The organism is Shewanella sp. (assembly GCF_047975355.1).
Lineage (GTDB): Bacteria > Pseudomonadota > Gammaproteobacteria > Enterobacterales > Shewanellaceae > Shewanella.
This window is the reverse complement of sequence record NZ_JBKEDJ010000093.1, coordinates 24,197-35,957: the sequence shown is the minus strand read 5'-3', so window position 1 is coordinate 35,957 and position 11,761 is coordinate 24,197. Positions and strand designations below refer to the sequence as shown.

Genomic DNA, 11,761 nt, shown 5'->3' with positions numbered 1-11,761 from the left:
TTTTCTTTGGTGCTTGGACTGATTGGGATTGGCGGGATATTAAGATTTAGGCAAGAGCAGCTGTTAGCTTATGAGTTGGTTGAAGGGACGGTCGTTTCGCTGCAAGAGAATACTCGATATAGCGACGAGCCTGAGCACTTTAGGGATCAGCAAGTGTTTATTAATCCGGTGATTCAATATTTTTGGCGAGGTCAGCGCTATACCTGTGGCGCGCTGATGAATTATAACGAGCATGCCTACAACCGCTTTGGACCGAAAATAGGTGATAAGGTGAGCTTATCTGTGCCAATCCAACACCCAGAAGCCGCTATCGAGCACAAGTTCCTCGCAAGATACAGTCATTTGATTATTGGGGTAATGGCGCTTTTTATATCAGCTGTCTTGGCTGTATTGCTGTTGATGGATGTCGCGGCATTGACGCATGGCTGAAGTGATTGGTCGCTTAGGTTCATCCTAACAAAATCGGCATCTACATAACTTGCAGATGCCGCCTGTCGCACTGAGTTAGCCCTTTGGTTGGCTTTATACTTCTTATCCGTCGGGCTGCTCTTTACTTCTGGGCCTTAACTTTTCTACTAAAAACACACTTAAGCTGCTGATGATGGCGGCGAGTACGGTGGAGAAGAGCACATCCTGCGGCCAGTGCATGCCGAGTAACATGCGGCTGAGGCCCATCAATAATCCCCAAGTAAATAACGCGTTAGCAAATAGTGGCAAACCCGCGAGTAGCAAGTAATAGCTGGCGGTGAGCACTAAGGTGACTGCGAAAATCGTGTGTCCAGAAGGGAAGGAATAGCCGATTTCATCCTCCCAATGTTGGTGAATGTTAGGCGCGAGTTTGACCTCTGGCTCCATAGTATGTAGCTCGGTTAGCGCTTCGGCGATGGCCTGTGAACGCTCTGGTTTGGCTAATTGATAAAAAGTGTGTGGGTTGAGTTGGGCTTCCTCTGGGAGCCCTTGGTCGGACAGATACACTAGGTTCGGCCTTGGCTCTTTAAAAAAGGCTTTAAGGGTATGACTGGTGCTCAGGCTGATGACTTGACTGAGGCTAATGGCTAAAAACAGGCTAATAAACAGCGCTTTTGGCATATGGCGATAGGCGAGAGCCAGTACCACTAACACGGTAGCCACTCCATAGGGCGCCGTGCCTGTGGTGGTGAGCCAATATAAGGCTTTGGCTAAGGGCGATTGCAGGTCGATCAGCGGAAATAATTGATTTTGAGTGAGTAACAGTAAGCTTGGAATGGTTGCCAACAGTAACCAGACAAGGGCTAAACGACGTAGAAGATAGGCTGGATGAGTCAAAATATTCGCCTCCGAGTAAACCACATAGGCTACATGCCACGTTTGGGCTTGCCAATAAAAAAATCCCGACAGCAAAAAGTGCGCTGTCGGGGGTCTTCAAGGGTGGAGCGGTAGGTGCTATTGCACCGTATTCTTGGGTTGATGGCGGGTCACGAACATCAAAATCAGTAACACTACGAGTAACAATCCGGTGCCCATCAGTAAGGCGTAATCTTCTAGTTGCAGTATCGAGTACAGCACAGCATACAAGCTCACCAGCATAGTGCCGACAATCGCGCCACGCTTAAGGCTGGCGGTGGCGCTGCCCACATAGGCGGATACCGACAACACTGGGATACAGGCGGCGATCAGATAGGCTTGCAGGAAGGCAAGGTGCTCCGAGAGTGACAGTAATAACAGGTAGAACAGGGCCATGGCGCTGCCAACCAACATGTATTGCACTGTGCTCAGGCTGGTCTTTTGACCCAGTTCGAAGATAAATAACATGATAAAAGTCAGTACGATAAATAGCAGGCCGTATTTGACTGAGCGCTCAATCTTGCCGTAATGGGTCACTGGCTCAAACAACATAGCATTGGCGACGACTTCTGTGAGTGTCGATTGGTTACTCTTAATAAACTCTTGCGGATAGTTACGGGTTAAGTGACTGATATTCCAGCTGGCAGTAAATCCATTGGCGGTGATTTCACGCTCTGCTGGGAGTAAGCCTTTAAAACTGGGGTGCGGCCAGTCGGCATGGATATTCAGCAGAGTTTGTTCGCCTAATGGCAGGGCGCTAATCGACTGTGAGCCGCGCAGTGTCATGGCAAAGTTCACGCTAAAATCACTCGCTTCGCCGACTTGGATCCCTTGGTTAAAACCTTTCTCTAGACCACCTGTCGTCAAACCTGTGCCCGACATCAGCGAGCCAGAGAGTATGACTGAATCGCCCGTAACCTCAATTTTTTCCACTTTATCAATTGCCTGATTCGATGATACCCCAAAGACTAAACGGGCATTTTGATTATCGAAGGCGATAAGGTTAGGAATGTCGTAACGGTTTAAGCGAAAGTCAGCCAGCCCCTTAAGCGCCGCGTTATACACCAGAGATTGATAAATGCCGCGGGTGCGGAAATCATGTTTTAAATCTAAATCGAAGCTGAGTTTTTTCGGCAGGATCACCAGCTCATCTTGATAGGTGCGCTTCACTTCGTGGCGCGTTTTACCGTCGTTACTGACTTCTTCCTGCATCACAAAATAGCTATAGGGGATCACCAACGCAGGGCCTGAGAGGGTCTGCTGCTCGCCCCATGAGCGGCCGATTTCATCGACCACACTGTGGTACAGGGCTTCGCGATCGGACGTCATGTCCATGATGATCCCAAGCGGTAGCAAGGCCACAATCGACAGAATGCCAATAGTTAAGGCTTTTAATAGCGTGGTGTTTTTCAATGCCGCTCCCTTTGCTGTGGCAGGCTGTTCCAGTGCTGACATATCCGTTCCTTGATCACGATTGAGTTTTTTAAGGAGTGCGCGCGCCACTAAATAGATGGCGCCGCCAAATAGCGCCAAACTCAGTAACGTGAGCACCCAGAAAATAATGTTAAACATGGATTTCATTCCCTATGAAATACGCGCGAGTCGCCACGGTATTTTGTGGTGCTAACTCGATATCACGGCGGGTATTAAAACAGATTTGCCCACAGGAGTTGCGGGCAAGTTGCTGATCAATAGTGGCAAAATTATGGCAATTGCCCAGATACGAGCTAAATCCTAGGTCTCGGCTTGGGGCTTTTTGCCAAATTTGGGGTGCTTGGCCTCGTAGTCATCTTCCTTACGGATATGTTTGAGTAAGGTCTCAAGACATTCCTTAAAGATTTCGGTTTCATCCGAGTAGACGGCGGCATGGTGTGAAAACCATTGGTGTCTTTCACGCTCACGATTATTGGCGTCGGGCCAAATTCGTAGCTCATACTCATCGCCAATCACGACAATCGCAAAGTCGACGGCGCCATTGGTAAAAGTAATGCATTGGGGTAGATATACGGGCGCTTCACCTTTGAATAGCTCGTACCAAATGGCTTCGCTACGCCAAGAGACTATGGGCAAAGGTGCTTTGATGGAGCAGCCAATGGATTGATGCTGGTTAAACAGGACGGCCTGAATATCCTCCATGGCAAAGGGTTGCAAATCGCCATTCTTTGCAGCGAGTGAGTACAGCATATTCATCAAAAATGGCAGCTTAGTGCCATTGCCAGTTTTGCGACCGCAGAGTTTGGCTTCGCGATAATAGATATTCATTCATCAATCCTTAATGACGGGCTAACCTTGAATGAGCGCATCGCTCGCCTCGAGGTAAAGCGATAGCCCTTAGCGAGGAAATGCCTTATGTTAACCGAAGTTGGCGGCAAGCTGGCAAATTGGCGCCAAGTTTGCGAAATATCCGACAAAAGTGAGACAGCTATCCCTTGGATAATAAGCCGATAAGGGTACCCATCTGGAATAGCTATTCGCTTATAGTACCTTTGGAGAATGCATGTCGAGCCCTTTTTCACCCCGCGAGTGGTTACAGCTGAATATGCAGCAGCAAGGTTTACTGCAACCTCACTCGTCGGTGAGCGAGCTGATTAGCCGCCTTGGTTATGTGCAAATCGACTCTATCAATGTGGTCGAGCGGGCGCATCATCATGTGCTGCATAGCCGGATGCCGCAGTATCAAGCCATGATGCTAGATACGGCATTAGCACAGGGCGAGATTTTTGAATATTGGTCCCATGCGGCGGCCTATTTGCCGATTGCCGACTACCGCTTTAGTTTGCAGCGTAAACAGCTGCTACAAAATGGCGGCAAACATTGGTTTGAGCCAGATGATAAGGTGATGCAGGAAGTGCGCGCCCGTATTCGCGCCGAAGGGCCACTCAAGGCAAGTGACTTTGAACATACCGAAGGTAAAAACGGCGCCTGGTGGGACTGGAAGCCCGCCAAAAAAGCGCTAGAGCAGTTGTTTATGCGCGGCGAGCTAATGGTGGTGCGGCGGGAGAAATTTCAAAAATGTTATGATCTTACTGAACGTGTGCTGCCAGAACATATCAATACCCAAGCGCCGAGTGAGGCCGAATTTGCCCACCATTTGATTGAGCGTTACCTCGATGCCCATGCCTTTGGCTCGGCGGCGCAAATCGCGTATCTGCGCAAAGGCATAAAAGCTAATGTGAATGAGCAATTAGCCGCAATGCAGTCCCAAGGTGAATTAGCGAGCTTTAAGGCCGAAGGGCAATGGTATTTTTATCGCCCCGAGCTGCAAATAACCGCTGCGATGCCCAACCGAGTCTGGTTACTCAATCCCTTCGATAATCTATTAATTCAGCGGCAACGATTGAAACAATGGTTTGATTTTGATTATCAAATTGAAGTCTATGTTCCCGCCGAAAAGCGCCAATATGGCTATTACTCCCTCGCGATTTTATGGTGCGACCGCTTCGTTGGTCGAGTAGATGTGAAAGCTGAGCGGCAAAGCGGTTTATTGTTATTACAGCAGCTGACCCTAGAAGCAGGATTCGATGGCATGGATGATGATTTTTGTGCGGCATTTGAGGCGGCAGTCACTGAGTATGCGCGCTTTAATGGCTGTAGCCGCTGGAAACTGGTTAAGGCTAACCATAAGGCATTTAAACAAAAATACGCCCGGCAGCAGAAGATCTAATCGGGAGCTTTATCGTTATCTGGGCGCTTGTCTTTAGATGGTATATCCATCCAGCGAAAGCACAGGTACAGCAGTGCTAAAAAGAGCAGTGGCAGACTGGCATAGCCCAAGGATAATGAACTGTTTTCACTGCGCGCGAGCCAATAGCAGGGAATGTACACTAAGGGATAAGCTAGGGTTCCCCACAGAAAGCTTTTATTCATCAGCCGATAAAACCAATGCACTTTAATCGTGGTTTGGCTGGCAAGCCCCATTAGGCTTGCGAGGACCACAAAGGGATAACTGAGCAGTGGCAGGCCGCCAAGGAGTAACAATCCCCAAAGGAGATAGTCCTGATAGAAAGTGGTGCTTGCGGTATCCATTGTCTTCTTCCCTGACGATTCGAACTCGAGCGCTTAAGTCTTGGCGCCCACAACTATTTTCGCTCGGTAAGCCCTTGCTGCATCTTAAGCCAAAAGCCTTGTTGGCACAGATTACTAAAGGACTTTTGCTGCGGCGAAATCGCGATATCGGCCGTCACGACGCGATAGCTGAGCCAATAATCGGCACAAACCGCGTCTGACTCATCAGCCTGCGTATCTTGTTCGCTTAACAGGCTGACCACAACCCCGTTGTCGAAGTGATACAAGGTCAAGGATTCGCAAATTTCAGCATTATCGTCCTGATAACTGTGCTGCTCTTGGGTGTGGCTCACCACTGAAACCGGGCTAGGATAACCTTGAATGGCGAGAATGTAGCTGGCGAGTTGTTGCATTATTTCCCTAAGTGACTCAATGCTTGAAGTGTTAAAAACAAAAAAGCACAGCTGCGCTATCGCTAACTGTGCTCTTTCACACATGCATTATAAGTTAGTCCGCGGCGTTCAGCTTTTTCTCAAGCTCATTAACTTGCGCCTGCAGAGCTTCTAACTTCTCGCGGGTTTTCAGTAGTACATGCTGCTGTACTTCAAATTCTTCACGGGAAACCAGATCTAACTTGAGCAATTGATTTTGCAGCACTTGCTTGCTGCGCTCTTCAAATTCACCGGCAAATTGCTTAAGACCGCTGGGCAAACTATCGCTCAGTTGCTTCGCCATTTCTTCGATTTTCTTTGGATTGATCATAATCTTGTCCGCCTCTTTGCTGAATGGATGAATTGTAACTCAGTACGTTAGCTTTCAAAAGTAAAGCCGCGGATTGGGCCGTGCTCATCGCCACGATTGCGCGCTTTGTCACGGCGGTGTGATAACGATTGCAAGGGGATTTGTTGGCCTTAAAACCTTAGCTTCTGCTATGATCCCATCCCCCCTTCTGAAGACTTGTTTGGATATTGCGCGAAGATGAAACTCAATCCTGCCCAAAATGATGCTGTTCATTATGTTTCGGGTCCCTGCTTAGTATTAGCGGGCGCGGGCAGTGGCAAAACACGCGTAATTATCAACAAGATTGCCTACCTAGTGCAAAAGTGTGGCTACAATGCGCGCAATATCGCGGCGGTAACCTTTACCAACAAAGCGGCGCGCGAGATGAAGGAGCGGGTCGCTCAGTCTATGGGGCGCAAAGAGGCCAGAGGTTTGTGGATTTCGACCTTCCACACACTGGGGCTTGAGATTGTAAAACGTGAGCATAAAGTGCTGGGACTAAAGCCTGGGTTCTCGTTATTCGATGATCAAGACACGCTCGCGCTCCTTAAAGAGCTGACTCAAAAAGAATTACAGGAAGATAAAGACTTACTCAAAGCTCTTGCGGGGGCAATTTCCAACTGGAAGGGTGGGCTGATTATTCCCGACCAAGCGCGCAAGCTGGCAAAGGATGAACAGCAGCAGCTGTTTGCCATGTTGTATCAGCGTTATGCCCAGCATATGAAAGCTTACAACGCCTTAGATTTTGATGACTTAATTCTGCTACCGACCTTATTACTAAGGCATCACGAGGAAGTGCGCACGCGCTGGCAAACCAAGATCCAATACCTGCTGGTGGACGAATATCAGGATACCAACACTTCCCAGTATGAAATGGTCAAGTTACTGGTGGGCGAGCGCGCGCGTTTTACCGTGGTGGGGGACGACGACCAGTCCATCTATTCATGGCGCGGGGCTAAACCGCAGAACTTAGTGCTGTTGGGCAAAGATTTTCCCAAGCTTAAGCTGATTAAACTCGAGCAGAATTATCGTTCTAGCCAACGTATTTTACGGGCGGCTAACATCCTTATTGCCAACAATCCCCATGTGTACGATAAGTCGTTATTTAGCGAGCTGGCTTATGGTGAGCCGATGCGGGTACTGTTTGCCGCCAATGAAGAGCAAGAAGCCGAGCGTGTCGTCGCCGAAATCATTCGCCACAAGTTTGTTGGTCGTACCCAATTTGGTGATTACGCGATTCTGTATCGGGGGAACCACCAGTCTCGCCTGCTCGAACGGGCGCTGATGACTAACCGTATCCCCTACAAGCTAAGTGGCGGCACCTCGTTTTTTGCCCGTGCCGAGATTAAAGACATCATGGGCTACCTCAAATTAGTGGTAAATCCCGATGATGATAACGCCTTTTTGCGGGTGGTAAACCTGCCTAAGCGCGGCATTGGTCCATCGACCTTAGAGCGTTTGGGTAACTTCTCCAACGAGAAACATATCTCCATGTTTGAGGCGATTTTTGACCCTGAGCTGAATCATCATTTACCGCCTAATGCTATGTCGGCCTTGTATCAATTTGGCCGTTTTATTGTCGATACCGGGGAGCACGCCGAGCGGGGTGAACCAGTTGAGGCGGTAAAGCAATTGATCCGTAAGATTAATTACGAAGACTATTTATACGAGACCAGTACCAGCGCCAAGGCCGCCGAGATGCGGATGAAAAACATCTCCGAGCTCTATCGCTGGGTGACGGAAATGCTCTCGGGGGATGAGTTAGAAGAACCCATGACCTTGCCTGAGGTGGTTAACCGCCTGACGCTTAGGGATATGATGGAGCGTAACAGCGAGGATGAAGGTGGCGATCAGGTGCAGTTAATGACGCTGCATGCCTCTAAAGGGCTTGAGTTTCCCTTCGTATTTATGGTGGGGGTTGAGGAGCGCATTTTGCCGCATCAAACCAGCATAGATGAAGATAACGTCGACGAAGAACGTCGCCTAGCGTATGTGGGGATTACGCGCGCACAACGTGAGTTATGGTTTACTCTCTGCCGTGAGCGTCGCCAGTTTGGTGAGACCATGCGCTGTGAGCCGAGCCGTTTCTTGCATGAGTTACCGCAGGATGATCTTATTTGGGAAAACCGCAAGCCGCAGCAAACTGAGCAGGAGCGCATGCAGACTGGGCGCAGCCATATCTCGAATCTAAGGGATATGTTTAAAAAGCAGTAATCTCATTATTTATCATGTAATTACTGCGTTCAGGCACAGACCTGTTGTTCTGTATCCGCTAATAAAAAAGGCGAGGCTAAGGCGCCGCCTTGACCAAAGCGATAACCTAATGCGTTGAATATCTTAATTTGCTCGTCGGATTGCAGACCATCGACAAAGGTTTGTAAGTCTAAGGTCGAGGCCGCTTTCTGGTAAGCCGACATCAGCTTGATATGTTGCTCATCCTGTAATTGTTTAGTGATGTTGGCATCGAGCTTTAAGCCCTTGATAGGCAGAAACAACAAACTATTTAAGGCACTGTGGCCACTACCGTAGTGGCTAATCCCTAAGTTCACGTCCAGCTTTTTCAATAACTCAAAACCGTTAATGTGATTCTCTGTCTCCAGCACTAACGCTTTTTCATTAAAAAATAGCCAAAGCTGCGGGAGTGCAAGCTTAGTTTGTTTAAGGGTGTTTTTGAGGCCGCGAAGTACGTGCTTATGCTTAAGATGTTGGCTCGACAGCATTAGGTGTAATTCGACTTTATCCCCTTGGTTGGCAAGTAGTTGATGATAGCTCCTATCCAGTAAGCTAATCGTATATTTATCCAATTCAACCATAAGATTAGCTTGTTCGGCTAACTGACTGAGGATCTCATGTGGAATAGTGCCCCACTGTGGATGTTCCCAGGTTAAACGGCATTCTAAGGCTTGGGTTCGCAGTGTCTGTAAATCGACAATCGGCCAAAACTGCAGTTGTAACTCACCCGTTTGCAGAGCCTGCTTAAAATCATTCTCAAAGGCAATATCCTGCATCTTTTGCTGTGAGGCGCTATCGTCGAAAATCACATAGCAGCCTTTACCATTGGCCTTGGCTTGGTACATGGCCGTGTCGGCATTACGTAGCATGGACTCGCTGGTATCCAGCTTATTGCCGCTGATGGTAATACCAATACTCGCGCCCGAGTGAAACTCGATTGCGCCTAGCGTGTAGGCTAGAGAGATTTTCTGAATAACCCGTTCGGCCACATCACGCGCATCGTTAATGCCATTAATGCTATCGAGCAGGATGACAAATTCATCGCCGCCGAGTCTAGCCAAGGTATCGTTACTGCGGATGCAGGAACGCAGGCGGGTGGCGGTTTCAATTAAGAACCTATCTCCCTCTAAATGCCCCATAGTGTCGTTAATCTGCTTGAAGCGATCGAGGTCAATAAAGAGCAAAGCAAACTGCTCCAAGCTATGGCGACGCACGTGTTTAATGGCTTGGTTGAGCCGTTCCATAAACATGGCACGATTGGGCAGCCCTGTGAGCGCATCGTGTTTGGCATCATGGACGAGCTTGGCTTCCATATTGCGGCGTTGACGGATCTCTTTTTCAAGATCCTTATTCAGTTCGGCGAGGGCCGTGGTGCGGGCGGCTACTTTTTCTTCTAATTCTTCGTAGCTACGGCGCAGGGATTCTGCCGTCAGCTTTTTCTCGATAGCGGCACCAATATGCTGAGACACACAGGTAAGCAACTCCAAATCTTTAGTTTGGTAGTTTTGGGTCATGCTGAAGCTGTAGATGGTTAAGGCGCCGCGTACTTCATCATGGATAAATAGCGGAATACCAATCCATTGATGCATGGTTTGGGTGTGATTTAGGGCAGGCGCTTTAGCGTAGAGCTCGCCAGAGATGATTAAATCATTGATATCATTCCGATCGAGCAATAATGGGCGTTTGTGTTTAAGCACATACTCGGTCAGCCCATCCTGCAAGGGCCTTGAACCAGGATGCTGGTTGCCTAGTTGCGACACGTAAAACGGGAAGGTTAAATGGGTTCCTTCCTCATTTAACAGCGCGATATAACAGTTATTGGCAGGAATAAGGTGGCGGATAACATTATGCAGCTGGACATAGAAGTCGGGATTATCTGAGCCGGAGCTGGCAAGTTCGGCGATTTCAAATAATGACTTTTGCAGCCGCTCTGCTCTGCGTCGCTCGTACACTTCTTGCTTGAGTTTGTCGTAGGCTTGGCTGAGTTCCTTGGTGCGCTGTTGTATGGCTTGTTCTAGTTGTTCTTGGTGTTTAAGCCTTTCCATCACTCCGGCAATATGGTGACAAATAAAGGTCATTAACTCGACCTCGATATCGCCATAATTTACATTGGTATCATAAGTTTGCACTACAAGAACTGCGGTGACTATACCCTCATGCTTTATGGGGACGCCTAACCAGAGGTGACAAGGCGAGCCTAGATTGAGTATCTCTCCCGCTTGAACCAGCTCATCAACTTTAGTCTCATCGCACAATAAGGTTTCACCCGAGCGAAATACATAACCAGTTAACCCCTGCTGTAGTAGGGTTGATAGGGATTGCTCGGGATAAAGTTTGGCGGGGTGGGCGTCTTTTTCATCGGCGAAGAAGGGAACCGAAATGTCTCCGCTGTTCACATCTAAAGTGGCAATAAAAAAATTATCGGCGGAGATCAATTGCTTTAGGTGATGGTGTACACCTAAATAGAACTCTTCGAGGGAAGGAACTTGAGTCGCAATATGGGATAATTCGAGTAACGCATTTTGAACGACTTCGGCACGCTTGTACTTATGCGCCAAATATTTGAGGCGATTCAGTCTCTTTTTTAAGCGTTCAACCTCATGAGCACGAGGCGGGGTAGTTCCATCTTCATCCCTAAACATGATACTCACTAATCAGTTCTGCGTTAATTGTTTACCAAACGTTATAATTAACATGAAATACCGTAACATCCAAGCCATATTTACGCTGTCATTCCGCTGAAAAAGCATGCTAATGTATCAAAACTTGAGCAGTCAGTAAAAAAAGTGCAAAACAGCTATGGACTCAAGGGCTATTTGTCCATACTATATGCGGCGCTAACCAAGGCGAGCGCCCATAGCTCAGCTGGATAGAGCGCACCCCTCCGGAGGGTGAGGCCGAAGGTTCGAATCCTTTTGGGCGCACCATCTCTCCGAATGAGTTGTGAGCTTGAGGTTAGCAGTAAAGTGAAAGTCAGTGGTGATTGTAGCTCAGTTGGTAGAGTCCCGGATTGTGATTCCGGTTGTCGTGGGTTCGAGCCCCATCAGTCACCCCATTTCATTTATATCTCGGTGATTAGCGCAGTCCGGTAGCGCATCTGGTTTGGGACCAGAGGGTCAGAGGTTCGAATCCTCTATCACCGACCACATTATTCGCATGACTAGCGCGCTTGATTTTTCAGGCAAATAGTTAACAGTTACGGTGATTAGCGCAGTCCGGTAGCGCATCTGGTTTGGGACCAGAGGGTCAGAGGTTCGAATCCTCTATCACCGACCAATTACATTGAAGCCTCAGAATTCCATAGGAATAACTGGGGCTTTTTTGTATCTGTCTTTTGATAATTCCAGTCGATTAGTCTCCTGCCGTTTCATTTTTATTGCACGACTGGTGTAGTGACCACGCAAGCCATTTTATCTAGCCA

At 48.3% G+C, this 11,761-nt stretch carries 10 protein-coding genes and 4 tRNA genes; 7 read left to right on the top strand and 7 right to left on the bottom strand.

Features of this window, described 5'->3' with window-relative positions; genetic code table 11:
• Window positions 1-429: hypothetical protein (locus ACK5NH_RS19825; protein ID WP_416922852.1), on the top strand; the 429-nt coding region annotated here is incomplete at its 5' end.
• 102 nt (window positions 430-531) lie between these two features.
• On the opposite strand, the gene ACK5NH_RS19820 is transcribed toward ACK5NH_RS19825, so the two are convergent.
• From ACK5NH_RS19820 to ACK5NH_RS19810, 3 genes are all read right to left on the bottom strand, one after another.
• Entirely contained in the window at window positions 532-1,305 is a 774-nt protein-coding gene (locus ACK5NH_RS19820) for a phosphatase PAP2 family protein (protein ID WP_416922850.1), read from the bottom strand.
• Window positions 1,306-1,422: 117 nt separating this feature from the next.
• Window positions 1,423-2,895 carry a cell envelope integrity protein CreD gene (creD, locus tag ACK5NH_RS19815; RefSeq protein WP_416922848.1) on the bottom strand — a complete coding sequence of 491 codons (1,473 nt, stop codon included), beginning with the start codon at window positions 2,893-2,895 and terminating at the stop codon, window positions 1,423-1,425.
• Window positions 2,896-3,057: 162 nt separating this feature from the next.
• Complete coding sequence (locus tag ACK5NH_RS19810; RefSeq protein WP_374910623.1) at window positions 3,058-3,585, bottom strand: hypothetical protein; 528 nt, start codon at window positions 3,583-3,585, stop codon at window positions 3,058-3,060.
• Between the two features lie 235 nt (window positions 3,586-3,820).
• On the opposite strand from ACK5NH_RS19810, the gene ACK5NH_RS19805 reads away from it, so the two are divergent.
• Entirely contained in the window at window positions 3,821-4,987 is a 1,167-nt protein-coding gene (locus ACK5NH_RS19805; RefSeq protein ID WP_416922846.1) for a winged helix-turn-helix domain-containing protein, read from the top strand.
• On the opposite strand, the gene ACK5NH_RS19800 is transcribed toward ACK5NH_RS19805, so the two are convergent.
• The 3 genes from ACK5NH_RS19800 to ubiK all read right to left on the bottom strand — a co-directional run bounded on the left by ACK5NH_RS19800 (window position 4,984) and on the right by ubiK (window position 6,090).
• Window positions 4,984-5,349, bottom strand: a complete 366-nt coding sequence (locus ACK5NH_RS19800) for a hypothetical protein (protein WP_416922844.1) — start codon at window positions 5,347-5,349, stop codon at window positions 4,984-4,986. The two genes, ACK5NH_RS19805 and ACK5NH_RS19800, sit on opposite strands and share 4 nt — an antisense overlap.
• Before the next feature lie 53 nt (window positions 5,350-5,402).
• Window positions 5,403-5,741 carry a hypothetical protein gene (locus tag ACK5NH_RS19795; RefSeq protein WP_416922842.1) on the bottom strand — a complete coding sequence of 113 codons (339 nt, stop codon included), beginning with the start codon at window positions 5,739-5,741 and terminating at the stop codon, window positions 5,403-5,405.
• Window positions 5,742-5,835: 94 nt separating this feature from the next.
• Window positions 5,836-6,090: a ubiquinone biosynthesis accessory factor UbiK gene (gene ubiK / locus ACK5NH_RS19790; RefSeq protein WP_011621181.1), complete on the bottom strand. Its 255-nt coding sequence runs from the start codon at window positions 6,088-6,090 to the stop codon at window positions 5,836-5,838.
• Between the two features lie 216 nt (window positions 6,091-6,306).
• Between ubiK and rep the strand changes: the two genes are divergently transcribed.
• On the top strand, window positions 6,307-8,322 hold the full coding sequence (gene rep, locus ACK5NH_RS19785; RefSeq protein ID WP_011621182.1) for a DNA helicase Rep: 2,016 nt from the start codon (window positions 6,307-6,309) through the stop codon (window positions 8,320-8,322).
• Between the two features lie 29 nt (window positions 8,323-8,351).
• On the opposite strand, the gene ACK5NH_RS19780 is transcribed toward rep, so the two are convergent.
• The gene (locus ACK5NH_RS19780; RefSeq protein WP_416922854.1) at window positions 8,352-10,982 is read right to left on the bottom strand and encodes a diguanylate cyclase domain-containing protein; all 2,631 of its coding nucleotides are present in this window, start codon (window positions 10,980-10,982) and stop codon (window positions 8,352-8,354) included.
• A 208-nt stretch (window positions 10,983-11,190) separates the two neighbouring features.
• On the opposite strand from ACK5NH_RS19780, the gene ACK5NH_RS19775 reads away from it, so the two are divergent.
• The 4 genes from ACK5NH_RS19775 to ACK5NH_RS19760 all read left to right on the top strand — a co-directional run bounded on the left by ACK5NH_RS19775 (window position 11,191) and on the right by ACK5NH_RS19760 (window position 11,616).
• Window positions 11,191-11,267 (top strand) — tRNA-Arg (locus ACK5NH_RS19775).
• A 52-nt stretch (window positions 11,268-11,319) separates the two neighbouring features.
• A tRNA-His gene (locus ACK5NH_RS19770) sits at window positions 11,320-11,395 on the top strand.
• 14 nt (window positions 11,396-11,409) lie between these two features.
• Window positions 11,410-11,486, top strand: a tRNA-Pro gene (locus ACK5NH_RS19765).
• 53 nt (window positions 11,487-11,539) lie between these two features.
• Window positions 11,540-11,616 (top strand) — tRNA-Pro (locus tag ACK5NH_RS19760).
• Window positions 11,617-11,761: the final 145 nt, after the last annotated feature.

Bases quoted from the DNA above. Each gene is read 5' to 3' on its own strand.
- ACK5NH_RS19795 (WP_416922842.1), bottom strand. From the start codon at position 5,741: ATGCAACAACTCGCCAGCTACATTCTCGCCATTCAAGGTTATCCTAGC.
- ACK5NH_RS19780 (WP_416922854.1), bottom strand. From the start codon at position 10,982: ATGTTTAGGGATGAAGATGGAACTACCCCGCCTCGTGCTCATGAGGTT.
- ACK5NH_RS19810 (WP_374910623.1), bottom strand. From the start codon at position 3,585: ATGAATATCTATTATCGCGAAGCCAAACTCTGCGGTCGCAAAACTGGC.
- ACK5NH_RS19800 (WP_416922844.1), bottom strand. From the start codon at position 5,349: ATGGATACCGCAAGCACCACTTTCTATCAGGACTATCTCCTTTGGGGA.
- creD (WP_416922848.1), bottom strand. From the start codon at position 2,895: ATGTTTAACATTATTTTCTGGGTGCTCACGTTACTGAGTTTGGCGCTA.
- ACK5NH_RS19805 (WP_416922846.1), top strand. From the start codon at position 3,821: ATGTCGAGCCCTTTTTCACCCCGCGAGTGGTTACAGCTGAATATGCAG.
- ubiK (WP_011621181.1), bottom strand. From the start codon at position 6,090: ATGATCAATCCAAAGAAAATCGAAGAAATGGCGAAGCAACTGAGCGAT.
- rep (WP_011621182.1), top strand. From the start codon at position 6,307: ATGAAACTCAATCCTGCCCAAAATGATGCTGTTCATTATGTTTCGGGT.